General features: G+C 63.6%; 26 protein-coding genes and 1 tRNA gene. 23 read left to right on the top strand and 4 right to left on the bottom strand.

The window, feature by feature from the left end; genetic code table 11:
* The first annotated feature begins 39 nt into the window (after positions 1-39).
* The 7 genes from ABIA96_RS14720 (at position 40) to ABIA96_RS14750 (ending at position 6,749) form a co-directional block, all read left to right on the top strand.
* A complete protein-coding gene (locus tag ABIA96_RS14720) occupies positions 40-1,116 on the top strand; it encodes an NAD(P)H-dependent flavin oxidoreductase (protein ID WP_354137773.1) in 1,077 nt (358 codons plus the stop codon).
* A gap of 77 nt (positions 1,117-1,193) precedes the next feature.
* Complete coding sequence (gatC, locus tag ABIA96_RS14725; protein ID WP_008548395.1) at positions 1,194-1,481, top strand: Asp-tRNA(Asn)/Glu-tRNA(Gln) amidotransferase subunit GatC; 288 nt, start codon at positions 1,194-1,196, stop codon at positions 1,479-1,481.
* Positions 1,482-1,502: 21 nt separating this feature from the next.
* Positions 1,503-1,718, top strand: coding sequence for a hypothetical protein (locus ABIA96_RS14730; RefSeq protein WP_015685637.1), 216 nt, complete (start codon positions 1,503-1,505; stop codon positions 1,716-1,718).
* Positions 1,715-3,190: an Asp-tRNA(Asn)/Glu-tRNA(Gln) amidotransferase subunit GatA gene (gene gatA, locus ABIA96_RS14735; RefSeq protein WP_354137774.1), complete on the top strand. Its 1,476-nt coding sequence runs from the start codon at positions 1,715-1,717 to the stop codon at positions 3,188-3,190. The genes ABIA96_RS14730 and gatA overlap by 4 nt, the downstream gene beginning before the upstream one ends.
* Positions 3,181-3,483 (top strand): hypothetical protein, encoded by a 303-nt coding sequence (locus ABIA96_RS14740; protein ID WP_354137775.1) that lies wholly within the window; start codon positions 3,181-3,183, stop codon positions 3,481-3,483. Before gatA ends, ABIA96_RS14740 begins: the two co-directional genes overlap by 10 nt.
* Entirely contained in the window at positions 3,480-4,958 is a 1,479-nt protein-coding gene (gene gatB, locus ABIA96_RS14745) for an Asp-tRNA(Asn)/Glu-tRNA(Gln) amidotransferase subunit GatB (protein WP_354137776.1), read from the top strand. Before ABIA96_RS14740 ends, gatB begins: the two co-directional genes overlap by 4 nt.
* A 1,524-nt stretch (positions 4,959-6,482) precedes the next feature.
* Positions 6,483-6,749, top strand: a complete 267-nt coding sequence (locus ABIA96_RS14750; protein ID WP_354137777.1) for a hypothetical protein — start codon at positions 6,483-6,485, stop codon at positions 6,747-6,749.
* A gap of 376 nt (positions 6,750-7,125) precedes the next feature.
* Here ABIA96_RS14750 and ABIA96_RS14755 read toward each other — a convergent pair.
* Positions 7,126-7,218: transfer RNA gene (locus tag ABIA96_RS14755), tRNA-Ser, on the bottom strand.
* Between the two features lie 367 nt (positions 7,219-7,585).
* Between ABIA96_RS14755 and ABIA96_RS14760 the strand changes: the two genes are divergently transcribed.
* Both ABIA96_RS14760 and ABIA96_RS14765 read left to right on the top strand, forming a co-directional pair.
* A complete protein-coding gene (locus ABIA96_RS14760) occupies positions 7,586-8,536 on the top strand; it encodes a porin (protein ID WP_354137778.1) in 951 nt (316 codons plus the stop codon).
* Complete coding sequence (locus ABIA96_RS14765) at positions 8,533-9,021, top strand: porin (RefSeq protein WP_354137779.1); 489 nt, start codon at positions 8,533-8,535, stop codon at positions 9,019-9,021. Before ABIA96_RS14760 ends, ABIA96_RS14765 begins: the two co-directional genes overlap by 4 nt.
* 465 nt (positions 9,022-9,486) lie before the next feature.
* Here the strand turns inward: ABIA96_RS14765 and ABIA96_RS14775 are convergent, their stop codons facing one another.
* Positions 9,487-11,925 carry a transglycosylase SLT domain-containing protein gene (locus tag ABIA96_RS14775; RefSeq protein ID WP_354138182.1) on the bottom strand — a complete coding sequence of 813 codons (2,439 nt, stop codon included), beginning with the start codon at positions 11,923-11,925 and terminating at the stop codon, positions 9,487-9,489.
* Between the two features lie 296 nt (positions 11,926-12,221).
* Here ABIA96_RS14775 and dapA point away from each other — a divergent pair, with 296 nt between their 5' ends.
* The 4 genes from dapA (at position 12,222) to ABIA96_RS14795 (ending at position 14,739) form a co-directional block, all read left to right on the top strand.
* Positions 12,222-13,112, top strand: a complete 891-nt coding sequence (gene dapA / locus ABIA96_RS14780; protein WP_354137780.1) for a 4-hydroxy-tetrahydrodipicolinate synthase — start codon at positions 12,222-12,224, stop codon at positions 13,110-13,112.
* Between the two features lie 57 nt (positions 13,113-13,169).
* Positions 13,170-13,583, top strand: coding sequence for a large conductance mechanosensitive channel protein MscL (gene mscL, locus ABIA96_RS14785; protein ID WP_354137781.1), 414 nt, complete (start codon positions 13,170-13,172; stop codon positions 13,581-13,583).
* Positions 13,584-13,656: 73 nt separating this feature from the next.
* The gene (smpB, locus tag ABIA96_RS14790) at positions 13,657-14,130 is read left to right on the top strand and encodes an SsrA-binding protein SmpB (RefSeq protein ID WP_354137782.1); all 474 of its coding nucleotides are present in this window, start codon (positions 13,657-13,659) and stop codon (positions 14,128-14,130) included.
* A gap of 15 nt (positions 14,131-14,145) precedes the next feature.
* Positions 14,146-14,739: a peroxiredoxin gene (locus tag ABIA96_RS14795; RefSeq protein WP_354137783.1), complete on the top strand. Its 594-nt coding sequence runs from the start codon at positions 14,146-14,148 to the stop codon at positions 14,737-14,739.
* On the opposite strand, the gene ABIA96_RS14800 is transcribed toward ABIA96_RS14795, so the two are convergent.
* Together ABIA96_RS14800 and ABIA96_RS14805 are read right to left on the bottom strand one after the other, a co-directional pair.
* On the bottom strand, positions 14,736-15,410 hold the full coding sequence (locus ABIA96_RS14800; RefSeq protein WP_354137784.1) for a uracil-DNA glycosylase: 675 nt from the start codon (positions 15,408-15,410) through the stop codon (positions 14,736-14,738). The genes ABIA96_RS14795 and ABIA96_RS14800 overlap by 4 nt on opposite strands.
* On the bottom strand, positions 15,391-16,035 hold the full coding sequence (locus ABIA96_RS14805) for a LabA-like NYN domain-containing protein (protein ID WP_354137785.1): 645 nt from the start codon (positions 16,033-16,035) through the stop codon (positions 15,391-15,393). The genes ABIA96_RS14800 and ABIA96_RS14805 overlap by 20 nt, the downstream gene beginning before the upstream one ends.
* Before the next feature lie 328 nt (positions 16,036-16,363).
* Between ABIA96_RS14805 and rpoZ the strand changes: the two genes are divergently transcribed.
* The 10 genes from rpoZ (at position 16,364) to ABIA96_RS14855 (ending at position 24,912) form a co-directional block, all read left to right on the top strand.
* Positions 16,364-16,756: a DNA-directed RNA polymerase subunit omega gene (gene rpoZ, locus ABIA96_RS14810; RefSeq protein ID WP_014494742.1), complete on the top strand. Its 393-nt coding sequence runs from the start codon at positions 16,364-16,366 to the stop codon at positions 16,754-16,756.
* 209 nt (positions 16,757-16,965) lie between these two features.
* Positions 16,966-19,251: a RelA/SpoT family protein gene (locus ABIA96_RS14815; protein ID WP_354137786.1), complete on the top strand. Its 2,286-nt coding sequence runs from the start codon at positions 16,966-16,968 to the stop codon at positions 19,249-19,251.
* A gap of 45 nt (positions 19,252-19,296) precedes the next feature.
* On the top strand, positions 19,297-20,049 hold the full coding sequence (locus ABIA96_RS14820) for a pyridoxine 5'-phosphate synthase (RefSeq protein ID WP_354137787.1): 753 nt from the start codon (positions 19,297-19,299) through the stop codon (positions 20,047-20,049).
* Entirely contained in the window at positions 20,046-20,465 is a 420-nt protein-coding gene (gene acpS, locus ABIA96_RS14825; RefSeq protein ID WP_354137788.1) for a holo-ACP synthase, read from the top strand. The genes ABIA96_RS14820 and acpS overlap by 4 nt, the downstream gene beginning before the upstream one ends.
* A gap of 249 nt (positions 20,466-20,714) precedes the next feature.
* A complete protein-coding gene (gene lepB / locus ABIA96_RS14830; protein ID WP_354137789.1) occupies positions 20,715-21,479 on the top strand; it encodes a signal peptidase I in 765 nt (254 codons plus the stop codon).
* Complete coding sequence (gene rnc / locus ABIA96_RS14835; protein ID WP_354137790.1) at positions 21,476-22,360, top strand: ribonuclease III; 885 nt, start codon at positions 21,476-21,478, stop codon at positions 22,358-22,360. The genes lepB and rnc overlap by 4 nt, the downstream gene beginning before the upstream one ends.
* Entirely contained in the window at positions 22,350-23,276 is a 927-nt protein-coding gene (gene era, locus ABIA96_RS14840; protein WP_354137791.1) for a GTPase Era, read from the top strand. Before rnc ends, era begins: the two co-directional genes overlap by 11 nt.
* A 21-nt stretch (positions 23,277-23,297) precedes the next feature.
* A complete protein-coding gene (locus ABIA96_RS14845) occupies positions 23,298-23,678 on the top strand; it encodes a hypothetical protein (RefSeq protein WP_354137792.1) in 381 nt (126 codons plus the stop codon).
* 103 nt (positions 23,679-23,781) lie between these two features.
* Positions 23,782-24,534, top strand: a complete 753-nt coding sequence (recO, locus tag ABIA96_RS14850) for a DNA repair protein RecO (RefSeq protein WP_354137793.1) — start codon at positions 23,782-23,784, stop codon at positions 24,532-24,534.
* Positions 24,535-24,633: 99 nt separating this feature from the next.
* Positions 24,634-24,912 carry a hypothetical protein gene (locus ABIA96_RS14855; protein ID WP_354137794.1) on the top strand — a complete coding sequence of 93 codons (279 nt, stop codon included), beginning with the start codon at positions 24,634-24,636 and terminating at the stop codon, positions 24,910-24,912.
* Positions 24,913-24,940: the final 28 nt, after the last annotated feature.

Here is a 24,940-nt window from a genome sequence, read left to right on the forward strand (position 1 = left end):
CCCGCAAGGGGAGAGGGTTTAAAAAGAGAGACGCACACCATGTGGCCTGACCGTCGACTGATCGATCTCTTCAAGACCGAATTCCCGATCGTGCTGGCGCCGATGGCGGGCGTGATGGATGCCGAGCTGGTGATCGCTGTGGCTGAGGGCGGCGGGCTCGGCTCGTTGCCGAGCGCGATGCTGTCGCCGGAGAAGGCGCGCGAGCAGGTCAACATCATCCGGCAGCGCGTGAAGGCGCCGGTCAACATGAACTTCTTCTGCCACACGCCGATCGAGCTCACGGCCGAGGCCGAAGCGCGCTGGAAGCAGCGGCTCACGGGCTATTATACGGAGCATGGCCTCGACCCCGCCGCGCCGATCAACGCCGCGAACCGCGCGCCGTTCGACGTCTCCTTCTGCGAGGTCGTCGAGGAGCTGAAGCCGAAGGTCGTCAGCTTCCATTTCGGCCTGCCGGAGGCGGTGCTGCTCAAGCGCGTCAAGGCGGCTGGCTGCCTGGTCATCTCGTCGGCCACCACGGTGAAGGAAGCGGTTTGGCTGGAACAGCACGGCGTCGATGCCGTCATCGCGCAAGGCGCCGAAGCCGGCGGTCATCGCGCCATGTTCCTGACCGACAAGATATCGGAGCAGCCCGGCACGTTTGCGCTGGTGCCGCAGGTCGCTGATGCCGTGAAAGTGCCGGTGATCGCGGCCGGCGGCATCGCGGACGGGCGCGGCATCGCAGCCGCCTTCGCGCTCGGCGCCTCCGGCGTGCAGATCGGCAGCGCCTATCTGCGCTGTCCGGAATCCAAGGTCAGCGCGGGCGGTCGCAAGGCGCTTGCCGAGGCGCGAGACGATTCCACCGTCATCACCAATGTCATGACCGGACGCCCGGCGCGCGGTGTCCAGAACCGCCTGATGCGCGAGGCCGGCCCGACCTCGCCGGACGCGCCGCCGTTTCCCCATGCGGCGACCGCGCTGGGGCCGCTGAAGAATGCTGCCGAAAAGCAGGGCAGGGTGGATTTCACCAATCTCTGGGCTGGGCAGGCGATTGGCATGGGTCGGGACCTTCCCGCCGCCGAATTGACCCGGGATTTTGCCAGATCGGCACTGGCCCGCATGAAAGCGCTGGCTGGCTAGGCCAGCCACGCCGGTTGCGGCGCAAAACCGGCCTCTGCTATACGGCACGTAGGTTTTGCCGTGAGAGGCCTTATATAATGTCCGTCGACGCCGCTACCGTCCGCCGCATCGCGCATCTGGCGCGCATTGCGGTTTCCGAGGACGAGGTTCCGCATCTGCAGGGCGAGCTCAACGCCATGCTCGCCTTTGTCGAGCAGCTCTCTGAGGTCAATGTCGAGGGCGTGGAGCCCATGACCTCGGTGACCCCGATGCAGATGAAGAAGCGGCAAGACGTCGTCAATGACGGCGAGATCGCCGACGATATCGTTGCCAACGCGCCTGCGACCGAAGGTCACTTCTTCCTGGTGCCCAAGGTTGTCGAGTAGTTCAATTCAGGACGCCGTCCGATGTGCATGCTTTGCGACGATGAGAAGGCCTATCAGGCCTACATGAACTACCTCGACAAGATGGAGCGGCAGGGCAAGGCTGCCGACCCCAATGTCGCCGTCAATGCCGTGCTCGACGAGATCGAGGCCGCTGCGAATGCCGCCGCTAGGAAAAAAGACGACCCTGCCAACGACAAGACCCTGTCTCCCTTCTTCTGCAGCCCGATCAATAAATGACCGATTTGACATCGCTGACGCTCGCCGAGGCCCGCAAGGGCCTCGCCGACAAGACTTTCACGTCCCTCGAGCTGACCGACGCGCATCTGAGCGCGATCGAAGCCGCGCGCGTGCTCAACGCCTTCGTGATGGAAACGCCCGATCGCGCGCGTGACATGGCGAAGGCCGTGGACGAGAAGATCGCCAAGGGCAACGCCGGTCCGCTGGCCGGCATCCCGCTCGGCATCAAGGACCTGTTCGCGACCAAGGGTGTGCGCACCACGGCGTGCTCGAAGATCCTCGGCAATTTCGTGCCGACCTATGAGTCCACCATCACCTCGCAGCTCTGGCGCGACGGCGCGGTGATGCTCGGCAAGCTCAACAACGACGAGTTCGCGATGGGCTCGGCGAACGAGACCTCCTGCTTCGGCCCCGTCGGCAATCCCTGGCGACGCGAGGGAAGCAACACGACGCTGGTGCCGGGCGGCTCGTCGGGCGGCTCGGCCTCAGCCGTCGCCGCGCTGCTCTGCATGGGGGCGACTGCGACCGACACCGGCGGCTCGATCCGCCAGCCTGCGGCGTTCACCGCGACCGTCGGCATCAAGCCGACCTATGGCCGTTGCTCGCGCTGGGGCATCGTCGCCTTTGCGTCCTCGCTCGACCAGGCCGGTCCGATCGCGCGGAGCACGCGCGATGCGGCGATGCTGCTGCGCTCGATGGCCGGCCACGATCCGAAGGACACGACCTCGGTCGACATTCCCGTACCGGATTACGAGGCGGCGATCGGCAAGTCCGTGAAGGGCATGAAGATCGGCATTCCCAAGGAGTATCGCCTCGACGGCATGCCGGCTGAGATCGAGAAGCTCTGGAGCGAGGGCGCGGCCTGGCTGGGGGCGGCCGGCGCCGAGCTGGTCGAGGTCTCGCTGCCGCACACCAAGTACGCGCTGCCGGCCTATTACATCGTGGCGCCGGCGGAGGCCTCGTCCAACCTCGCGCGCTATGACGGCGTCCGCTACGGCCTGCGCGAGCAGGGCAAGAACATCATCGAGCAGTACGAGAACACCCGCGCCGAAGGTTTTGGCGCGGAAGTGCGCCGCCGCGTCATGATCGGCACCTATGTGCTCTCGGCCGGCTATTACGACGCCTATTATCTGCGCGCCCAGAAGGTGCGCACGCTGATCAAGAGGGATTTTGAGGATTGCTTCGCCAAGGGCGTGGACGCGATCCTGACGCCGGCGACGCCGTCGGCGGCTTTCGGCATCGGCGAGAAGGGCGGCGCCGACCCGGTCGAGATGTATCTCAACGACATCTTCACGGTGACCGTGAACATGGCGGGCCTGCCGGGCATCGCCGTGCCCGCCGGCAAGGACGCGCAAGGCCTGCCGCTCGGCCTGCAGCTGATCGGCCGTCCGTTCGAGGAGGAGACGCTGTTCTCGCTCGGCGAGGTGATCGAGCAGGCCGCTGGCCGCTTCACGCCGGCGAGGTGGTGGTGAATGTCGCTGATATCATCGCGAGCCTCGACGGCGCGGCGCCCGCGCCTGGCCTGAGCGCGCCGCTCGCCGGTCTCTGGTGGGCCGCGAAGGGCGACTGGGATCACGCGCACAAGATCGTCCAGGACGATCAGGGTCGCGACGCCGCCTGGGTGCACGCCTATCTGCACCGCGTCGAAGGCGATCTCGGCAATGCCGGCTATTGGTATCGCCAGGCGGGCCAGCCTGCGGCAAAGGATTCATTGGAAGCGGAGTGGGAGCGGATCGCTGCCACGCTGCTCGGGAGCAAGACATGAGCACGGCCACGCACAAGCTTCTGAAGGGCTCAACCGGCGACTGGGAGGTGGTCATCGGCATGGAGATCCATGCCCAGGTGACGTCGAACTCAAAACTGTTCTCGGGCGCTTCGACCACGTTCGGCGGCGAGCCAAACAGCCACGTCTCGCTGGTCGATGCTGCGATGCCGGGCATGCTGCCCGTCATCAATGAGGAATGTGTCAGGCAGGCTGTCCGGACCGGGCTCGGCCTCAACGCAAAGATCAACCTGCGTTCGGTGTTCGATCGGAAAAACTATTTCTATCCGGACCTGCCGCAGGGCTACCAGATCAGCCAATACAAGTCGCCGGTGGTGGGCGAGGGTGAAGTGGTGGTCGAACTCGACGGCGGCCGCAGCGTCTCTATCGGCATCGAGCGCCTGCATCTTGAGCAGGACGCCGGCAAGTTGCTGCACGACCAGTCTCCGAGCATGACCTATGTCGATCTCAACCGCTCCGGCGTGGCACTGATGGAGATCGTCTCCAAGCCCGACATCCGCGACGCCGAGCAGGCCAAGGCCTATGTGACCAAGCTGCGCTCGATCCTGCGCTATCTCGGCACCTGCGACGGCGACATGGAGAAGGGAAGCTTGCGCGCCGACGTCAACGTCTCCGTGCGCAAGCCGGGCGCGCCGCTCGGCACCCGCTGCGAGATCAAGAACATGAACTCGATCACCTTCATCGGCCAGGCGATCGAGTACGAAGCGCGGCGTCAGATCGAAATCCTCGAGGACGGCGGCCAGATCGACCAGGAGACGCGGCTCTACGACCCCAACAAGGGCGAGACGCGCTCGATGCGCTCGAAGGAAGAGGCGCATGACTACCGCTACTTCCCCGATCCGGATTTGCTGCCGCTGGAGTTCTCGCAAAGCTTCGTCGACGCGCTGAAGGCCGAGCTTCCCGAGTTGCCGGACCAGAAGAAGACGCGCTTCGTCTCCGACCTCGGCCTGTCGACCTATGATGCGAGCGTGCTGGTCGCCGAGCGGGAGAGCGCGGTATTCTACGAGACCGTGCTCGACGGGCTCGCCAACCGCGCCCGCGACGGCAAGACGGCGGCGAATTGGGTGATCAACGAACTGTTCGGCCGTCTCAACAAGGAAGGCCGGGATATTACGGGCTCTCCTGTTACCTCCGAGCAGCTGGCTGCGATCATCGACTTGATCGGCGAGGGCACGATCTCCGGCAAGATCGCCAAGGATCTGTTCGAGATCGTCTGGCAAGAGGGCGGCGACCCCCGCGCGCTGGTCGAAAGCCGCGGCATGAAGCAGGTCACGGATCTTTCGGCGATCGAAGAGGTTGTCGACGACATCATCGCGGCCAATCCCGACAAGGCCGCGCAGGTGAAGGACAAGCCGCAGTCGCTCGGCTGGTTCGTCGGCCAGGTGATGAAGTCATCCGGCGGCAAGGCGAACCCGCAGGCGGTCAACGAGCTGCTCAAGTCCAAGCTCGGCGTCTGACGTCACGCGCTCGGGCGAGACGGCGAGACGCTCGCCATCACCTCGCGTGACGTCGAGACGAGACGCGCGCACGCATCGCAGACAGCAAACTTCATCCCGTCGAGGTCACGATGCAGTTGCGAATCGCGGTGGCGCGATTCGCACAAAACGGCGGCTTGCACTCGCTCTGACGAGCGCTTCCGCCGTTAAGCATGAAAATAATTTCGTTGCCAAAATTCGCGACTCAGAGTCCGCGACTCGCCTCCACGACGCCATCGCGCGCTCTGCGGCGCGCGTCATCGCGCTGATCATTCGTGATGTGCGCGCGCAGGATAATACTTGTTGCATAGTGTTTTCCGGCAATCGCTACGCTTGCCGACGTCGATGTTACAAGGAGCATTTGCAATCGCAGACGCGGGTCTCTGCGCGTCGGCAAATCAAGCGCGGCTGGCGCACGCGCGTTGCGTCGTCAACACTTCCTTAAGTGAGAAGATGTTTTTTTCGTCGTGTTGGTGTATTCGGGATGAGTGTGCACTCGATCCCCGAATGCATGCAGCGATTAAGCCATCTCACACATCGGAGGGCAACATGGCCAAGAAAGCTAAGAAGGCGAAGAAGGCGAAGAAGGCGAAGTCCGCAGTGAAGAAGACTGCGAAGAAGACCCGCAAGGTCGCCAAGAAGAAGTAACTTCGCTTCTGAAGTTGCCGGCTCCTAGAGAGCCGGCACGTCACCAGCGCCCCTCAAAAGGTTCTGGTCGACGACAGAGGGTGTCGGCGAGACATCAGGTCAACGGTCGGATCGTCAGCTTCGCGGGCTTGCTCGCCAAAGTCCGGTCCGGCAGAAGAAACAAGTTTTCTTCGTTCGGTGCGGGTCTCCTTCAAAAGGGCTCCGCAATTCCACAAGCGGCCTTCGGGTCAATTTGGAATCTGGTCCTGACGTGTTCGCCGACGCCCTCGTTCCCTGAAGCCGGGGTATTGCCGGCATTCCCTTCTCCTGCATTGTTGATCTGACCGCGACGCAGCTGCGTCGGCGTTGTTGCGTTGCCTTGGCCGCCTGGTCTTGGGACAGGCGAGAGCTGTGGCCTGTTTGCCCGCTGTTGGCGATCCGCTTCTCCATTCGCGGTGTCATCGCCCGGCTCAGACCGTGCGATCCAGTACGCCGCGGCTTCTCCCGGGGCATTGCTGTTTCTGGAATACCGGGTGACGGCAGCGTGTGACGAAACCACAGGACACGCGCCACCGCGCGCGATGGTTATCGTTCTCCCAAAATCCCAAGGTAAACCGAATCTGACGAATCGCAGAAGTGCCTGCAAATCAGGGACTTCTTGAAACTCCGGCGCGCGTGGCGCGCGCTGGCGTTTACGTCTGCTTCATCGCGATACTTAAACTGCCATTCAAATTTGCCCGCCATCATCACCTCCAACAAGCCGGCAAACGGCATGGGGGTAAGTCGAACAGCGCATGATCCAGAAGGATCACGCAAATCAGAGTTGGACGGGAGCCGCGCTCGGGGGAACGAGGCGGCATAAGAAAAAGGGGATGCGTTATGTTTCAGGGTACTTTCGATCTCGAGGCGGCGACGCCGATCGATGCAAGCGCGCTGTCGGACGTTCTGTTCGAGCGCGGGATTTATTGGGCGAGCGGCCGTTCGGGCCTGGTCGACCTCGTCGCCGCGCACAAATGGTTCAACCTCGCCGCGCTGAAGGGCCGCAAGGACGCCGTTCCGCTGCGCCAGGAAGTGGCCGGCCAGATGTCGGAAATCGAGATCTCGGCCGCGCAGCGTGAGGCGAGGGCCTGGGTGTCCGCGCACTAGAGCCTTTCCGTTCCGATGAAGTCGGAACGGGCTCTCGATTATTGCCTTTACGCGTTGACGAACCCGGATGCCGATTCAGATCGCGCCAGACGATTGCGATCTGGAACTCGGACGGCCGTGCAAGGCCGGCATTCTGCCCAGGTTCCTGGAGATCATGGACCTTTTCGTGCCGGCGCGCTGGGCCGGCGTCTGGTTCAAGGATCTCGCCCCCACTGGCGGATCTGGCGATCCGACCTGCCAGGCGCGGACACACATATATAGAGAGCGCGCGAATCGGTTGAGCTCAGCCGCGCGAATCCTTGCGCCCGGCTTTCGCGCCAGCTTCACGATCGCTTTCAGGTGACGGAATGCGCCCGACCTTGATTCTGCCGCTGGATGGCGGAGAGGGAGGGATTCGAACCCTCGATACAGCTTGAGACCGTATGACGCTTTAGCAAAGCGTTGCCTTCAGCCACTCGGCCACCTCTCCGGTGCGAGCCTTATGCATCGATTTACTTGGTATGGTCAATTTGGAAGCGCGTGTTTTCGCGAATATTCCCAGCCATTTCCGGGCCCTGCTTCTCGAACGGCCCGGACTGCTCCGGCTTTGTAACGTCCCGGCACATAGAGGCTCCGCCACGTCCTGCGCGCCGACGATTTCCTGGCAGAGATCACCTCGCGTTACGATGCGTTACACACCCACTGGTCTTGGTGGCGATTCCTCGATTCGAGTGTCTCGTTCGAGTGTTTCGGACGCGTGACTGTGCGTAAGCCGGCCCGCGCGCCGTCAAACCGGGAACTTCGGCGGCAAATGGAACCGGTGAAAAAGCGACAGTAATAACAATAGGTTAAAGGCCGTGAAGGCCAAAGCGGTCGAATACGTGAAGATCTGCTCCCTGTACGGTGCGGGTTTCTACTACATGCCGGGTACCGACACCTGCATCAAGCTGGGTGGCTACCTGCGCGCTGACGCAGTTCTTGGCGGTGCCAATGACTACGGTTTCAATCAGAGCTCGGCGACTGCGAATGGTGGGTCAAACAACCGTCTGACCAACTACTACTACACCCGTGCTCGTATGGACCTCACGGTCGATACCCGCACGGCGACCGAATACGGCGTTGTCCGTACCTACGCTGATATGATCTTCAGCTATGATACGTCTCAGGTCACCGGCAGCGCCCCGTCGGCGTTCTTGGCCGGCAACCCGTCGCTCGGCCTCTACCATGCGTTCATCCAGTTCGCTGGGTTCACCATGGGCGGCACGGTCTCGATCTTCGATGCCCCGTGGCAGAGCTATCCGGCTGGCGGTCCCGACTCCATTCCGGGCGGCTCCAACCACGTCACCGGTGTGAACCAGTTCGCTTATACCGCTGACTTCGGCCAGGGCATCACCGGTTCGGTGTCGATCGAAGATCTGACGACGCTTACCTCCGGCCAGTCGAACCTGTGGAACACCAGCGGCTTCACGACTGCTGCTGCTGCTGCTGGCGGTGCATTCATGACGGGTACCTACGGTGTCCAGGGTTGGGGCGGAACGCGCTCCCCCGATATCGTTGGTGCGATCCGTGTCGACCAGGCTTGGGGTCTCGCCCAGGTGTCGGTTGCCGCGCATGATCTGCATTCCGGCTACTTCGGCACGACGGAACCCACCGGTCATCCTTCCGACAAGTGGGGTTTCGCGGTCCAGGGCGCCTTGTCGATCAAGAACATCCCGACTGGTGCGGGTGACTCGATCAACTTGCAGGCCGTCTACACCGAGGTGCAAGCAAGTATAGCTTCCAGACCCTGTTCCCGCAGAACTTCATGATGTACAGCGGCACTGGCCTGGCTGGCGCTTATCAGAGCGTTGGTTTCGCTAGTATCTCTGACGGCGTGTTCGGTGGTGGTGCTGGTGGCATCGAGACCACCAAGACCTGGGGCTTCCGCGGTGGTTTCACCCACAACTGGAACCCGAACTGGGTGAGCGCCATCTACGGTGGCTATGCTCAGCTGAAGTACAGCGACACGGCCAAGACGCTGATCTGCGCCAACTTTGCCGCCATTGCGAGCCCGGGTGCGACTTGTAACCCGGACTTCAGCTTCGGCGTCGTCGGTGTCAACACCGTCTGGTCTCCGGTCAAGAACCTGGCGTTCACTGCGGACTTGAGCTGGTCGCGTCTCGACCAGAAGTATTCGGGCACCGTTTCGGGCGCGAACACTGCAGTTGCCACCGCTGCCAAGCCGGCTGCAACGTATGAGCTGAAGGATCAGAACTCGCTGACCCTGCTGCTCCGCGCTCAGCGTACCTTCTAATATCGATCTATCGATCGATAGAGAGCCCCCGGCGGGAAGCCGCCGGGGGCTTTTTGCTGTTTAGCGCTATCGCGGGGCCTTGTGACGCCAATCGGCTGCACTTGTCGGCCGCCGGCCATCGAAATCGCATCCTTCCGGCGAAGGCCGCCTTGCCGAACGAAGCGCGGTGTTGAGACCTGTCCTTATGGACAGTGATAGGCGCAGTGCCCAAGTCGAACGGCTTGAGGTGGTGGACACGGGCTGGCGGCGGCGCTGGTCCGAGGATGCGAGGCATCCGAGGATGCGAAGCTCGGATCGTCCTGGAAAGCTTACTGGCGCCGCGCCAAGTGGGCGGCAAGCGCGCAACAGCGCGGCGGTACGGTGTTTCGCGCTCATTGCTGCGGCGATGGCGACGGTCGTTTCGACTTGAGGCGCGCACGCCTGTTATCGCGAGAGCGTGCCTCTTACACGCGAGAGAGGAGGCCGCTACTCGACGCTGCCGGCGCCGCGGCGCAGATCGGCGTCGATCTGCAGCCGCGTGCCGCCGCCAAAGCGGGCGCGGTAGACCTGCAGATTCTCCATGATCCGCTGCACGTAATTGCGCGTCTCGGAGAACGGGATCAGCTCGACCCAGTCGACCGCGTCGACCTTGGCGTCGCGCGGGTCGCCATAGCGATCGATCCACTTCTTCACGCTGCCGCGACCGGCATTGTAGGCCGCGAAGGTCATGATGTAGGAGCCGCGATAATCCTCGAGCAGACCGCCGAGCTCGGCCGCGCCGAGCGTGGCGTTGTAGGACGAATCGTTCTTCAGCCGGGAGAGGTCATAGGTCGCGCCGTGCCGTTTGCAGACGTAGCGCGCGGCGTCCGGCGTCACCTGCATCAGGCCATAGGCCTGCGCCGGCGAGACCACGGACTGGTTGAACGCGCTTTCCTGTCGCGCGATCGCGTAGACGATGCTGCGCTCGATCTCGGGACCGATCTGCCTGAACTGCGGAATGCCGTTGACGGGATAGGCGTAGAAATCGAACGGCAGGCCGCGATTGAGCGCGGCCTTGCCGACCAGCAGCATGCCGCGCGCGTCGCTGTAGCGTTGAGTCAGCTCGCCGAGGCCGGTCAGCGCCTCGGGATCGCCGTTCTCGCCCATGTCGGCAAGCATCGGTACGGCGAGTTGGCGCTCGTCGAGCTCGTAGAGCAATTGCGCCGCGCGCACGATCTCCAGCCGTTCGGCGCCGCGGCCGCGCGGCTGGCTGTTCAGCTCGATTTGCGGCAGGCCGAGCTTTGCGCGCGCCAGTTGGCCGTAATAGCTGGTGGATTGCTCGGCAGCGCGGGCATAGGCGTTGCGCGCCTCCTGCTGGCGACCGGCGGCCTCGGCCGCGCGGCCCTGCCAGTAACCGGCCCGCGCCAGCGTGGTCGGATTGACGCTGCCGACGCCGATGCGGGCAAAGTGCTGGGCGGCTGCCGCGGGATCGTTGAGGAAGCGCAGCGCGATCCAGCCCGCCGTGAATTCCTGCTCGGTCTTGTAGATGTCGCGCGAGGGTAGCGCCGCGTCGCGCGCGATCAGATAGGCGCTGCGGAATTCCTCGGTGTCGATCATCTTGCGCGCCAGCAGGCGCCGCTCGATCCACCATTCGTCGAGATTGTAGAGCCGGCCAGGGTCCTTCGGCGCCGACAGCATCAGCTGGGCTGCTTCCGCGAACTTCTCTTCGCGGCGCAGGAGCTGGATCTTGCTGAAGATGAAGCCGGGATCGCTGTGCAGCTCGCGCGGCACTTCTTCGAGCAGCGCGCGCGTGTTGGGTGCCTTCTTGAAGGAGGCGATACGGGCCTTGGCGAGCGCGACATAGCCGGCGCCGAGCCGTTTTGCCGCGCGCATCGCCGCCTCGTGCTCGCTGCCATAGAGCAGCGTGTCCATCCGCGCCTTCTGATCACCCGGCGTGAGCAGGGCGCCGAACTGATCGAGCGCGTTGTTCTCGGTGTCCTCCGACATCGGATCGCTGCGCCAGGCCTCGCGCACCAGCCGCTCGGCATTGGCACGGTCTCCGCGCGCCAGCATCGCCTTGGCGAGGACGAAGCGGCCCTTGGCCGAAACAGGGGATTCGTTCTCGAACCACGACCAGCCAACGGAATCGTCGCGCCTGTCGTCCCACATCGCGGCTTCGAGGCGCCGGCGCAGGAAGGTTTGTGACGGCCAGCTCGGATTGGCGGAGAGGAAGGCACGGTAGCGCTCGACGCTCGCGCCATTGTCCTCGCTGCGCAGGATGATCCACTCCGCGAGCTTTCGCGCAACTGGGTCGGAAATCGAATCCGCGTAACTGCTGGCGTCGCCCGGCTTGCGCTTGCGCACCAGCTCGATGACGTTCTCGAGCGTGTCCTTGTCGGCTTGCGATGTCGACGAAGTCGCAGCGACCGCGGCCGGCGTGACCGGCTTGCGCGGCGCGGCGTGCTGGCGGGTCGCAGGCGCCAGCACTGGCGTTGCGACCGGTCTGGCGGAGGCGGGGGGCGGGGCGGAAGGTCTGACGGTGGCCGTCACCGCCGGCGCTGCATGGGAGGCCCGAGCATTGGCGGCCGGTCGTGCTTTTGGCACGGAGGCGGCCGCAGCGGGCTTCGGCTTGTCCTTGGCAGCATCCTTGGCAGCGGGCTTCTTTGCAGCATCCTTGGCCGGCGTGGAAGCCGCTCCCTTGCTTGCGCCCTTGGCGGTTTCTTTGCCCGTGCCCTTAGCGGTTTGCTTGGTGGTTTCCTTGGCGGTTTCCTTGGCTGTCTGCTTGATTGTCTCCTTGGCCGATCCCTTGGCCGCGTCCCTCGCGGGTGGTTTTGCGGCTGGCTTCGCGGTTCCCTTCGCAACTGGCTTGGCGGATTCCTTCGCGGTGTCCTCGGCCGTCTCATTGGACTTGGCCAGGGCGACGCAGCCGATCGACAGGCCGGCCATCAGGCATATGGCCAGACCGGCGGATCGCCATGCGGCACGAGGAAAGGAGGTCACGGCGGTTCGTCGCCCCGAATCAGTCAATTGGCTCAAGACCTATCTGTACAAGATCTGGCTGTATTTGATTGAATATGCGGACAAAATACCAACAGCCGCTTACCTTCGCCGGGTTTGCACCACCACCGCGGCAAAATCGCGGCCTAAACGGTGCGTCACACGGATGCAGCCCTTTTACCAACGGGATAGACCCGATAAGAATGAGGCTTGCTCTAAAATCTCGCCGCGTACGGAGGAAGTCCATGGCAGCCAAGACGAAATTCCGGGGGTCGTTTACCGCCTTGGTCACGCCGTTCAAAAATGGCTCGCTGGACGAGGCGGCGTTCCGATCGCTGGTCAACTGGCAGATCTCCGAGGGCACCAACGGCCTGGTCCCGGTCGGCACCACCGGCGAGAGCCCGACGCTCTCCCACGACGAGCACAAGAAGGTCGTCGAATGGTGCATCGAGGAAGCCAGGGGCCGGGTGCCCGTGATCGCCGGCGCCGGCTCTAACTCGACCAAGGAAGCGGTCGAACTGGCCCAACACGCCGAGAAGGCGGGCGCCAACGCCGTGCTGGTGGTGACGCCCTACTACAACAAGCCGACCCAGGAGGGCATGTATCAGCACTTCAAGGCGATCAACGATGCGATCGGAATTCCGATTATCATCTACAACATCCCGCCGCGCTCGGTGATCGACATGTCGGTCGACACAATGAAGCGGCTGTGGGAGCTGAAGAACATCGCCGGCGTCAAGGACGCCACCGCCAGCATGGTGCGCGTGTCGCAACAGCGTGCTGCGCTCGGCGAGGAGTTCAACCAGCTCTCCGGCGAGGACGCGACCATTCTGGGCTATATGGCCCATGGCGGCCACGGCTGCATCTCGGTGACCTCGAACGTCGCGCCGCGCCTGTGCTCGGAGTTCCAGGCCGCCTGGGCAAAGGGCGATCATGCCACCGCGCTAAAGCTGCACGACAAGCTGATGCCGCTGCACAACAATCTTTTCATCGAGAGCAACCCGGCGCCGATCAAGTATGCGCTGTCGCTGCTCGGCAAGCTGGACGAGACGCTGCGGCTGCCGATGGTGCCGGTCTCCGAGCCGACCCGCGTTGCCGTGCGCAGCGCCATGGTGCATGCTGGTCTGATCAACTGAAATTTGGGGAATCGCGCTGGGCTACCCGGTGCGTGACAGCGAAGGAAGGGGACGGACATGCTGAAGGAATTCCGCGAATTCGCAATGAAGGGCAACGTCGTCGATCTCGCCGTTGCGGTCATCATCGGCGCCGCCTTCGGTGCCATCGTGACGTCGATGGTCAGCGACATCATCATGCCGATCATCGGCGCAATCACCGGCGGCCTGGATTTCTCCAATTATTTCGTCGGACTCTCCAAAAACGTCACGCAGACCAATCTCGTCGAAGCCAAGAAGCAGGGTGCGGTGCTGGCTTACGGCAGCTTCCTCACGTTGGTCGTGAACTTTGTCATCATCGCTTTCGTGCTGTTCATGGTGATCCGCACCATGAACCAGTTCAAGCGCAAGGATGACGCCAAGCCCGCGGAGCCGCCGAAGCCGTCGGCCGAGGTCGCGCTGCTGACCGAGATCCGCGATCTCCTCAAGAAGTGACGCGCGCGCTTCATCCAAACTATTAGCTTACGCGCGTATGTCGATCAGGTTTGTTGCCCAGGTTTTCTAGGTCATGGCCGATAAGAACGAACGTCCTATCAAGGTCATGGCGGAGAATCGCAAGGCCCGCTTCAACTATGCGATCGAGGATACGATCGAGGCGGGCATTGCGCTGACCGGAACCGAGGTAAAGTCGATCCGCAACGGCAAGAGCACGATTGCGGAGTCCTATGCCGACTCCAAGGGCGGCGAGATCTGGCTGATCAACGCCACCATTCCCGAATATCTCCAGGGCAACCGCTTCAACCACGAGCCCAAACGGCCGCGAAAGCTGCTGCTGCATCGCCGGCAGATCAACAAGCTGATGGGCGCGGTCGACCGCGAGGGCATGACGCTGATCCCGCTCAAGCTCTATTTCAACGAGCGCGGGCGGGCCAAGCTGCAGCTCGCGGTTGCAAAGGGCAAGAAGCTGCACGACAAGCGCGAGACCGAGAAGAAGCGCGACTGGAGCCGGGAGAAGGGCCGGCTGATGCGGGCGAGGGGATAGCGGCAAGAGGACAGGATGACCCAGAAGAACCTGCTCGAGGTCGATTGGAGCCAGATTCCCGCACCGGCTGACGATGGCGGTACCACGCATCTGAAGGGCCTGACTCTGCCTGCGATCAGCCTGCGTGCGACCGATGACAATTCGGTGGATCTGTCGGCGCTCCCTGGCCGCACCGTGGTGTTCGCCTATCCGCGCACCGGCGAGCCAGGCAAGATCGCGCTGGTCGACGACTGGGACATGATCCCGGGGGCGCGAGGATGCACGCCGCAGACATGTGCGTTTCGCGACTTGTTTGCCGAGTTGAAGGCCGCCGGCGCCGCCCAGGTGTTCGGCCTTTCAACCCAGAGCAACGCTTACCAGACCGAGATGGCCTCTCGGCTGCATCTGCCGTTCCCGGTGCTCTCGGACGAGAAGCTGGCGTTCACGCGCGCGCTCAATCTGCCGACCATGGAGGTCGCAGGCCTCACGCTGATCAAGCGACTCGCGCTGATCATCGACGACGCCAGGATCACGCAAGTGTTCTATCCGGTGTTCCCACCCGATCGGAACGCCGGCGATGTGCTGGACTGGCTCAAGGCCAATCCCGCAAAGACTCCGGCAGAGACCTAATCGAGGTCGGCCTTTATCTTCGCAAACACGCTGCGGAACATGTCCGTCGTCAGCACACGGGTGTTCGTGTTGTAGCGGGAGCAATGATAGCTGTCGTAGAGCTTGAACGGGCCAGCCTGATGCACGGCGCCGTGGCTAAAGGGGGCTTGCGACGCCTTCAGCTTCAGCGGCTTGAGCACGGTGTCGTGCGCGATCCGCCCGAGCGCAACGATCGCGCGCAGTTTCGGCATCGCCTCGAGATTCGCGACAAGAAACTGCCGGCAGGTGTTGATCTCCACCGGCAGCGGCTTGTTCTGCGGCGGCACGCAATGCACGCCATTGGCGATCCGGCAGTCGACCAGCTTCATGCCGTCGTCGGGACGGGCCTGATAGGTGCCCTTGGCAAAGCCGTATTCGAGCAGCGTCGCATAGAGCAGGTCGCCGGCATAGTCGCCGGTGAACGGCCGTCCCGTGCGATTGGCGCCCTGCATGCCCGGCGCGAGGCCGACGATCAAAAGGCGCGCCTTGATATCGCCGAAGGGCGGAACCGGCGCGTTGTGCCAGAGCGGCTCTCGCGCGCGGTTTGCCTCACGAAAGGCAACCAGGCGCGGGCAGAGCGGACAGTCACGGTCGGGGACGAGGGTGGGGGCATGGCGGCTTGACCGGGCCGCCTCACTCCTCGAAGTCGTCATCGCCCCTCGGCGCCATCGTGGTCGCGCGCTGGAGGAACTGCGGTGCGTGGTGGCGCGCCTCGCGCTCGCCGCGATCGCGCGGCGCGGGGCGCTCGGACGGATCGCGGCCAAGCTTGGACTGCAACTCGACGAGGTCGGTGAAGACGTCGGCCTGGCGGCGAAGTTCGTCCGCGATCATCGGCGGCTGGCTGGCGATGGTCGAGATCACCGTGACCCGCACGCCGCGGCGCTGCACGGCTTCGATCAGCGAGCGGAAGTCACCGTCACCGGAGAACAACACCATCTGGTCGATATGCTCGGCGAGCTCCATGGCATCGACCGCAAGCTCGATGTCCATGTTGCCCTTCACCTTGCGGCGTCCGGAGGCATCGATGAACTCTTTGGTCGCCTTGGTGACGACGGTGTAGCCGTTGTAGTCGAGCCAGTCGATCAGGGGGCGGATCGAGGAATACTCCTGATCCTCGATGATCGCCGTGTAGTAGAACGCCCGCACCAGCGTCCCGCGGCTCTGAAATTCCTTCAGAAGGCGCTTGTAATCGATGTCGAAGCCGAGAGTTTTCGCCGTTGCGTAAAGATTGGCCCCGTCGATGAAGAGCGCGATCTTGTCGGTAGAGGAAGGTGACATTCAGTTTGCTCGCGTAGTGTTCGTGATCAATTCGTTTATTGTTGGCGCGCGGCAGCAAGCCGCGCAGTTCAAAGTCCTGCCGAAACCCGTCGAAACCGCAAATCCGGAGAAGTCGGTGCAATCAAGGTATAGTTATGGCGGACTCTCATACACCCGGCGCCGCCTACAAAGGCAGTCCGGGAAACCACCCGTCCCAGTCCCAATGTGGGGGTAGCAGAGCCGTTTGGCGAGGCCAAATCACAAAATGGCCTTGCGAAACCGCCCCGGTCCCTATAACTAGCCGACTTCATCCACATATTTCGTCCCACCCACAGCGGAGCGACAGTCCATGGCTCGCGTCACCGTAGAAGATTGTATCGACAAGGTCGACAACCGGTTTGACCTGGTCCTGCTGGCCGCCCACCGTGCCCGCATGATTTCGTCCGGTTCACAACTAACGGTTGACCGCGATAACGACAAGAACCCTGTTGTATCTTTGCGTGAAATTGCCGACGAGACCATCTCGCCGGAGGACCTCCGCGAGGAGCTGGTGCACTCCCTCCAGAAGTTCGTCGAGGTGGACGAGCCCGAGCCGGATACGGTGCCGCTGATCGGTTCCGCCGGCGCCAGCGTTGATGCGGACGATACCGAAGTGGCTGTGGAGCGCATGACCGAAGAGGAGCTCCTGAAGGGCCTCGAAGGCCTCGCGCCGCCGGAAGAGCAGCCCGAGGAGGACGAGTAATCGTCCTATCGCGATCGTCGACTTCTTGTGATCTTATCAAAGGCCCGAACCCGCGTTCGGGCCTTTGCTTTTGTTGGCGTTTTCGTGGTTACCATCGCGTTTCCGGTTCGCGCCGCGCGCCTGTCATTGAATTGATCGGCCGCGTTCGCGATCGGAGCTTAAGATGTATACAACGGGCCGTTTCATGGTCCGTTTGAAGGCAGGACGGCATGGTGTATCGAGGCCGAAGATCTACGCAGATGCAGGCCGCAACCGAATCGGTTGCCGTGGCCCCGACTGCGCCGGTGGCAAGGCCAGCGAAGCCACGCGCGCGGATGATGCGTCAATATGACCTCGTCGAGCGCGTCCGGTCCTACAATCCGAACACCAATGAAGACCTGCTGAACCGCGCCTATGTCTACGCCATGAAGGCGCACGGGTCGCAGACCCGCGCCTCCGGCGATCCGTATTTCTCGCACCCGCTCGAAGTGGCGGCGATTCTCACCGACCTGAAGCTCGATGACGCAACCATCGTCGCTGCGCTGCTTCACGACACGATCGAGGACACCGAGGCGACGCGGGCCGAGATCGACCAGATCTTCGGGGCCGAGATCGGCGCACTGGTCGAGGGCCTGACCAAGCTGAAGCGGCTGGAGCTGGTGTCGCGCGAGGCCAAGCAGGCCGAGAACCTGCGCAAATTGTTGCTGGCCATTGCCGACGATGTCCGCGTGCTCCTGGTCAAGCTCGCCGACCGCCTGCACAACATGCGCACGCTCGATTTCGTGCCGACGGAATCGCGGCGGCGCATTGCCGAGGAGACGCTCGACATCTACGCGCCGCTGGCAGGGCGCATGGGCATGCAGGAAATGCGCGAGGAACTGGAGGATCTGTCCTTCCGGACCCTCGATCCCGAAGCCTATTCGGTGGTGATGCAGCGGCTCGACGCGCTTGCCGAGCGCAATCGCAATCTGATCGGCGAGATCGAGGCGCAGCTTTCCAACAATCTGCGCCACAAGGGCCTTGGCGCGCGGGTCTACGGCCGCAGCAAGAAGCCATTCTCGATCTGGACCAAGATGGAGCGCAAGTCCGTCGGCTTCGAGCAGTTGTCTGACATCTTCGGCTTCCGCGTCGTCGTCAACGACATCGAGTCCTGTTATCGCGCGCTCGGCATCGTCCACACCACCTGGCCGGTCGTGCCAGGACGTTTCAAGGACTACATCTCGACGCCGAAGCAGAACGATTACCGCTCGATCCACACCACGGTGATCGGTCCCGGCAACCAGCGTGTCGAGCTCCAGATCCGCACCGAGGCGATGGACCAGATCGCCGAGCGCGGCATCGCCGCGCATGTCTTCTACAAGGAGGGCGTGGGCTCGCCGACCGAACTCCTCAAGCGCGAGTCGACGGCGTTCGCCTGGTTGCGCCACACCATCGGCATCCTCTCGGAGAGCGCCAATCCAGAGGAATTCCTCGAGCATACCAAGCTCGAGCTGTTCCACGACCAGGTGTTCTGCTTCACTCCGAAGGGCAAGCTGATCGCGCTGCCGCGCCATGCCAACGTGATCGACTTCGCTTATGCCGTGCATACCGACGTCGGCAACAGCGCGGTCGGCTGCAAGGTCAACGGCCAATTCGCGCCGCTGTCCTCGGAGCTCCAGAACGGCGACGAGGTCGAGGTGCTGACCTCGGAAGCGCAGTCAGCGCCGCCGTCGGCCTGGGAAACGCTTGCGGTCACCGGCAAGGCGCGCGCCGCGATCCGCCGCGCCACCCGCACCGCGGTGCGCGATCAATATGTTGGCCTTGGCCGGCGCATCGTCGAGCGCCTGTTCGAGCGCGCCAAGATCGAATACGCCGACGACAAGCTCAAGGGCGCGCTGCCGCGGCTGGCGCGCACCTCGATCGAGGACGTCATGGCGGCGGTCGGCCGCGGCGAGATCAAGGCCTCCCACGTCGCGCGCGCGATGTATCCCGACTACAAGGAGGAGCGCGTCGCGCGCTACGGCATCAAGAAGGGGCTCGCCGCCAAGCTCAAGGAGAAGTCGCCGGAGCCGTCGCGCCGCCCGGTTGCGATTCCCATCGGTGGCAACAATTCCGACCTGCCGGTGAAGTTTGCGCCGAACGGCGGTGCCGTGCCGGGCGACCGCATTGTCGGCATCGTCACGCCGGGCGAGGGGATCACGATCTATCCGATCCAGTCGCCGGCGCTGAAGGATTTCGAGGAGGAGCCGGAACGCTGGCTCGACGTCCGCTGGGACATCGAGGATTCCGCGCCGCAGCGCTTTCCGGCACGGATCAAGGTCGAAAACGTCAACGAGCCCGGCGCGCTGGCACAGATCGCGACCGTGATCGCCGAGCACGACGGCAATATCGACAATATCAGCATGCAGCGCCGCTCACCCGACTTCACGGAGACGACGATCGATCTCGAAGTCTACGATCTCAAGCATTTGAGCGCGATCCTGGCACAGCTGCGCGCCAAGGCGGTCGTCGCCCGCGTCGAACGTGTTAATGGATAGGCGTTTGTCTTGGCCGCCCGTCTTTCCGATCTCGTGAGTCCTGAAATGCCCGCACCTCCGCTCCGCCTCGGCGTCAATATCGACCATGTCGCGACCGTCCGTAACGCCCGCCGCGGCCGCCATCCCGATCCCGTCCGCGCCGCGCTGCTTGCGATTGAGGCCGGCGCCGACGGCATCACCGCGCATCTGCGCGAAGACCGCCGGCACATCCGTGACGAGGACATGGCGCGGCTGAAGGCCGAGATCTCCAAGCCGCTGAATTTCGAGATGGCAGCGACCGATGACATGATGCGCATCTCGCTCGCCACCAAGCCGCATGCGGTCTGTCTGGTGCCGGAACGTCGTCAGGAGGTGACGACCGAGGGCGGGCTCGACGTCGTCGGCCAGCACAACGCGCTGTCGCCCCATATCGCGCGGCTCAACGATGCCGGCATCCGGGTCTCGCTGTTCATCGCGGCGGACCCCGCGCAAATCGAGATGGCGGCGCGGCTGCGCGCACCCGTGATCGAGATCCACACCGGCGCCTGGTGCGACGCCGTGGTCGACGGCCACGCCGACAAGGCCGAGGCTGAATGGCGGCGGATCGTGGCGGGCGTAAAGCTGGCGAAGGACGCAGGGCTCGAGGTCCATGCCGGGCACGGGCTCGACTATGCGACGGCTGAGAAGATCGCGGGTCTGCCGGAAATCATGGAACTCAACATCGGCTACTACATGATTGGTGAGGCGCTCTTTGTCGGTCTCGCGGAGACCGTGCGCGAGATGCGCGCGGCGATGGACCGGGGACGGAGCCGGGCATGATCATCGGCATCGGCTCCGACCTGATCGATATCACCCGCGTCGGCAAGGTGATGGAGCGGCATGGCGAGCGCTTCCTCGACCGCATCTTCACCGCGGCCGAGCGGGCCAAGGCCGAGCGGCGGGCCAAGAACGAGAAGATGGTGGTGGCGACCTATGCCAAGCGCTTTGCCGCCAAGGAGGCCTGCTCCAAGGCGCTCGGTACCGGCATCAGGCAGGGCGTCTGGTGGCGCGACATGGGGGTCGTCAATCTGCCCGGAGGGCGGCCGTCCATGCGGCTGACCGGGGGGGCGCTGGCCCGGCTCCAGGCCCTGACGCCGGCGGGATTCGAGGCCCAGATCGACCTGTCGATCACCGACGACTGGCCGTTGGCGCAGGCCTTTGTGATCATTTCCGCCGTCCCGCGGGCCAAGCCCTGAGAGCTTGATGGTGATTTAATAATTCGCGTTAAAAATCAATATCTTATTGGTTTTTGATGCGATCCTTGATTGCGTGGCCTGCGACAACCGTCTAAAAGTCCGCCGACGCAAATCAGGCTGGGCGAATTCGGCTTTACGCCGGAATTGGCCCTCACTATCAGAATCAGGACAATCTCCTAGGGCTACGAACCGGTGGGCCGTTCGTGGAAGGTGGGCGTTCTGTGATCGCCGGCCGGAATTGAGAGAGCAATGAGCGTGACTTCGGGAACGAAAACTGAGAGCGGCGTCGGCGAAACGATCCGGGTCGTGATCCACGCTCTGCTGATCGCGCTGGTGATCCGCACCTTTCTGTTCCAGCCCTTCAACATCCCGTCCGGCTCGATGAAGGCGACGCTGCTGGTCGGCGACTACCTCTTCGTCTCGAAATATTCCTACGGCTACAGCCACTACTCGATCCCATTCTCGCCGCCGCTGTTCTCGGGACGGATCTGGGGCTCGGATCCGAACCGCGGCGACGTCGTCGTGTTTCGGCTGCCGAAGGACGACACCACCGATTACATCAAGCGCGTGATCGGCCTTCCCGGCGACCACGTCCAGATGAAGGACGGTCTGCTCTACATCAACGACACTCCGGTCGAGCGCCAGCGCATGAGCGAGTTTGTCGGCGAGGATCCCTGCGGCTCCGAAGGCGGCGGCATCTCCCGGGTGAAGCGCTGGAAGGAAACGCTGCCGAATGGCGTTTCTTACGAGACGCTCGATTGCGCCGACAACGGCTACATGGACAACACCAACGTCTACACCGTGCCGCCCGGCCATTTCTTCATGATGGGTGACAACCGCGACAACTCCACCGACAGCCGCTTCCTCGGCCAGGTCGGCTACGTGCCACAGGAGAACCTGATCGGCCGCGCCCAGATGATCTTCTTCTCGATCGGCGAGGGCGAGCATGCCTGGATGTTCTGGCGCTGGCCGTGGGCGGTGCGCTGGAATCGCTTCTTCAAAATCGTCCGATGAAAGACGAAGCCAAGGACATCGCGACCCAATCGATCGAGGCGCAAGCCGCTCCTGAGGGCGAAGCTGCAACCAAGACGCTTGCGACCAAGACTGCTGAAGCCAAGACCTCTGAATCCAAGACCTCTGAAACCAAAGCGCCTGCGAAGAAGAAGCGGACGCGGAGCAGCAAGGCGAAGGCGGCAGCCGACGCGAATGCGGCGCTCGAGGCTCGCATCGGCCACAGCTTCGCCGATCCGAACCTGCTGATGCAGGCAATCACGCATGTCTCGGCGCTGAAGTCCGGGCGCAAGCGCGGCGACAGCTATCAGCGGCTGGAATTCCTCGGCGACCACGTGCTCGGGCTGGTCGTCTCTGACATGCTCTATCATGCCTTCCCCAACGCCGATGAGGGCGAGTTGTCCAAGCGTCTTGCCGAACTCGTGCGCAAGGAGAGCTGCGCCGACGTTGCCAAGTCGCTCGGTCTGCTCGACGACATCAAGCTCGGTTCGGTCGGCTCCAGCGCCGATGCCCGCCTGCGCAAATCCATCCTCGGCGACATCTGCGAAGCCGTGATCGGCGCGATCTTCCTCGACGGCGGCCATGCGGCGGCGGACGAGTTCGTCAAAGCCAACTGGACCGAACGCATGCACAAGCCGCGGCGGCCCTTACGCGATCCCAAGACCGTGCTGCAGGAATGGGCGCAGGGAAAGGGACTGCCGACGCCGGTCTATCGCGAGGTCGAGCGCACCGGCCCGCATCACGATCCGGAGTTCCGTGTCGCAGTGGACCTGCCGGGACTGGCACCGGCCGAAGGCACCGGTGGCAGCAAGCGCGCGGCAGAGAAGGTGGCTGCTTCAGTGATGATCGAACGTGAAGGTGTTGGCGGCGGCAATGACGGCTGAAACAAGCGGCGAGGCGCCCACCGCTACCCGTTGCGGCTTCGTCGCGCTGATCGGCGCGCCCAATGTCGGCAAGTCCACGCTGGTCAATGCGCTGGTGGGGGCCAAGGTCACGATCGTCTCGCGCAAGGTGCAGACCACGCGCGCGCTGATCCGCGGCATCGTGATCGAGAACAACGCGCAGATCATTCTGGTCGACACGCCCGGCATCTTCCTGCCCAAGCGCAGGCTCGACCGCGCCATGGTCTCGACCGCCTGGAGCGGGGCGCACGATGCCGATCTCGTCTGCGTGCTGCTCGACGCCAAGGCCGGGATCGACGAGGAGGCTGAGGCGATCCTCGCCAAGGTCGCCAGCGTGAAACACGAGAAGATCCTGGTGATCAACAAGGTCGATCTGGTCCAGCGCGAGAAGCTCTTGGCGCTGGCGCAGGCCGCCAACGAGCGCATGCCTTTTGCGAAGACCTTCATGATCGCGGCGATCTCGGGCGACGGCGTCGATGACCTCAGGCATACACTTGCCGAGATCGTGCCGCCGGGGCCGTTCCTCTATCCCGAGGACCAGATGTCGGACGCGCCGATGCGGCAGCTTGCGGCCGAAATCACGCGCGAGAAGATCTATCGCAAGCTGCACCAGGAGTTGCCCTACCAGTCCACGGTCGAGACCGACAAGTGGGAGGAGCGCAAGGACAAGTCGGTGCGCATCGAGCAGACGATCTTCGTGGAGCGCGAGAGCCAGCGCAAGATCGTGCTTGGTGCAGGCGGCGCCACCATCAAGTCGATCGGCGCGGACTCCCGCAAGGAGCTCGCCGAAATCGTCGGAGTGCCGGTGCATCTGTTCCTGTTCGTCAAGGTGCGCGAGAACTGGGGTGACGATCCCGATCGCTACCGCGAGATGGGCCTGGAATTTCCCAAAGAATAGCCAAGAAAAGATTCGGTCCCGATGAGCGTACCCCGCAACGTCCAGCGCTTCGAAGCGTTGCTCTATGCATCGCTGATGCTGGAAGCCCTGTCGGTGGCGGTGCAGGACCGCACGACCACCATCGAGATGACCGAGCAGATGATCATGACGTCGACCCTGCTCGCCGGCGGGATGATCCTGCTGCTGGTCTATTTCGTTCGGCTGGCTGCGCGCTGGCGCAAGAACTGGCCGCGCTGGGTGCTGGCGGCGGCGCTGGTACTATCGGTGATTTCGCTCGGCCAGATCATCGGCGAACGGGGCCTCGAGCTCGACAGCGTCATCGAGATCGTCTCCTGCGTCCTGACGGCGTTTGGTCTGTATTTCTCGTTCACCGGAGACGCCCAGGGCTGGTTCAACGCGTGAGGCTGGGCGCGGTGCCCAGCATAATCGCGCCGTGGATCAAATTGGTGGGCAGGCTTCGCTTTGCTCACCCTACGATCCCTCGAACTGGGCTACACTTCATCCCATGGAATGGACCGACGAAGGCATCGTGCTGGGCGTGCGGCGGCATGGCGAGAGTAGCGCCATCGTCGAACTGCTGACGCGCCAGCACGGCCGGCATCTCGGTCTTGTGCGCGGCGGTGCGAGCTCCCGGCTGCGGCCGCTGCTGCAGCCCGGCAACAGTGTCAGCGCGGTGTGGCGGGCGCGGCTCGACGAGCATCTCGGCACCTATGCCATCGAGGGCCTGAAGCTGCGCGCGGCGACGCTGTTGGGATCGTCCCATGGCGTCTATGGCGTCACCCATCTGGCCTCGATTGCGCGGCTGCTGCCGGAGCGCGATCCGCACCAAGATATCTTTACGCAGCTCGAACATTCACTCGATGATTTTGACGACATCGGCAGCGCGGCTGTGCACGTCATCCATTTCGAGCTGGCGATGCTCGGTGAGCTTGGCTTCGGGCTGGCCCTGGAGAATTGTGCGGTCACCGGTGAGACCACGGACCTGATCTACGTCTCGCCGAAATCCGGCGGCGCGGTGTCGCGCGGAGCGGGCGAGCCGTGGCGCGACCGGTTGCTGCGGCTGCCGCCGTTCCTGCGCCAGGGCGAGGTGCACGACGACCTCACCGACGAGGATCTCCAGGATGGCTTTCGGCTCACCGGCCTCTTCCTGCTGCGCCACGTGCTGGAGCCGCGCGGGCAGGCCCATTCCGACGCGCGTGCGGGCTTTATCAACGCCCTCACGCGGCAGCAGACCAAAGCGGTGATTCTCGCGCCATGACATCAGCGCGCCTCTGCCCCGCCTGACGACATGGCAGTCCCGGAACAAAATCGGCCAGCTTGAGTTTGCCCCGCAGGTTCCACAACGGGGACAGCCCAAATGTTGATCAGGGGTTTTGCGCTGACCGCGGCGCTGCTGGCTTTTGCGCCTGACGCAATGGCCGGCGAGCCGCAACCTGGCGTGTTTCGCCGGGCATCCTGCACTCTCGTCCGATATTATGTGGCGAAATATTCCGCAGGGGCCGCAGAGACATGGGCGCGGTCCCATGGCGCCACCGAGGCCGAAATCGTGGCTGCGCGCCGCTGTGTGGCCAATACGCCGGTCACCGCACAAGCCAAGGTCCAGCCGACCGTGACCGCCGGCTGGGCGGGGCAGTAGCCGCCTTCAGGGAACCAATCCATCCTTG

Origin of the sequence: Bradyrhizobium sp. LB11.1 (assembly GCF_040549385.1) — a bacterium.
Taxonomy (GTDB): Bacteria; Pseudomonadota; Alphaproteobacteria; order Rhizobiales; family Xanthobacteraceae; genus Bradyrhizobium.

Excerpts from the sequence above, each read along its gene's own strand:
- ABIA96_RS14720 (WP_354137773.1), top strand. The coding sequence starts at position 40 with ATGTGGCCTGACCGTCGACTGATCGATCTCTTCAAGACCGAATTCCCG.
- gatC (WP_008548395.1), top strand. The coding sequence starts at position 1,194 with ATGTCCGTCGACGCCGCTACCGTCCGCCGCATCGCGCATCTGGCGCGC.
- ABIA96_RS14730 (WP_015685637.1), top strand. The coding sequence starts at position 1,503 with ATGTGCATGCTTTGCGACGATGAGAAGGCCTATCAGGCCTACATGAAC.
- gatA (WP_354137774.1), top strand. The coding sequence starts at position 1,715 with ATGACCGATTTGACATCGCTGACGCTCGCCGAGGCCCGCAAGGGCCTC.
- gatB (WP_354137776.1), top strand. The coding sequence starts at position 3,480 with ATGAGCACGGCCACGCACAAGCTTCTGAAGGGCTCAACCGGCGACTGG.
- ABIA96_RS14750 (WP_354137777.1), top strand. The coding sequence starts at position 6,483 with ATGTTTCAGGGTACTTTCGATCTCGAGGCGGCGACGCCGATCGATGCA.
- ABIA96_RS14765 (WP_354137779.1), top strand. The coding sequence starts at position 8,533 with ATGATGTACAGCGGCACTGGCCTGGCTGGCGCTTATCAGAGCGTTGGT.
- ABIA96_RS14775 (WP_354138182.1), bottom strand. The coding sequence starts at position 11,925 with ATGGCCGGCCTGTCGATCGGCTGCGTCGCCCTGGCCAAGTCCAATGAG.
- dapA (WP_354137780.1), top strand. The coding sequence starts at position 12,222 with ATGGCAGCCAAGACGAAATTCCGGGGGTCGTTTACCGCCTTGGTCACG.
- mscL (WP_354137781.1), top strand. The coding sequence starts at position 13,170 with ATGCTGAAGGAATTCCGCGAATTCGCAATGAAGGGCAACGTCGTCGAT.
- smpB (WP_354137782.1), top strand. The coding sequence starts at position 13,657 with ATGGCCGATAAGAACGAACGTCCTATCAAGGTCATGGCGGAGAATCGC.
- ABIA96_RS14795 (WP_354137783.1), top strand. The coding sequence starts at position 14,146 with ATGACCCAGAAGAACCTGCTCGAGGTCGATTGGAGCCAGATTCCCGCA.
- ABIA96_RS14800 (WP_354137784.1), bottom strand. The coding sequence starts at position 15,410 with ATGACGACTTCGAGGAGTGAGGCGGCCCGGTCAAGCCGCCATGCCCCC.
- ABIA96_RS14805 (WP_354137785.1), bottom strand. The coding sequence starts at position 16,035 with ATGTCACCTTCCTCTACCGACAAGATCGCGCTCTTCATCGACGGGGCC.
- rpoZ (WP_014494742.1), top strand. The coding sequence starts at position 16,364 with ATGGCTCGCGTCACCGTAGAAGATTGTATCGACAAGGTCGACAACCGG.
- ABIA96_RS14815 (WP_354137786.1), top strand. The coding sequence starts at position 16,966 with ATGGTGTATCGAGGCCGAAGATCTACGCAGATGCAGGCCGCAACCGAA.
- ABIA96_RS14820 (WP_354137787.1), top strand. The coding sequence starts at position 19,297 with ATGCCCGCACCTCCGCTCCGCCTCGGCGTCAATATCGACCATGTCGCG.
- acpS (WP_354137788.1), top strand. The coding sequence starts at position 20,046 with ATGATCATCGGCATCGGCTCCGACCTGATCGATATCACCCGCGTCGGC.
- lepB (WP_354137789.1), top strand. The coding sequence starts at position 20,715 with ATGAGCGTGACTTCGGGAACGAAAACTGAGAGCGGCGTCGGCGAAACG.
- rnc (WP_354137790.1), top strand. The coding sequence starts at position 21,476 with ATGAAAGACGAAGCCAAGGACATCGCGACCCAATCGATCGAGGCGCAA.
- era (WP_354137791.1), top strand. The coding sequence starts at position 22,350 with ATGACGGCTGAAACAAGCGGCGAGGCGCCCACCGCTACCCGTTGCGGC.
- ABIA96_RS14845 (WP_354137792.1), top strand. The coding sequence starts at position 23,298 with ATGAGCGTACCCCGCAACGTCCAGCGCTTCGAAGCGTTGCTCTATGCA.
- recO (WP_354137793.1), top strand. The coding sequence starts at position 23,782 with ATGGAATGGACCGACGAAGGCATCGTGCTGGGCGTGCGGCGGCATGGC.
- ABIA96_RS14855 (WP_354137794.1), top strand. The coding sequence starts at position 24,634 with ATGTTGATCAGGGGTTTTGCGCTGACCGCGGCGCTGCTGGCTTTTGCG.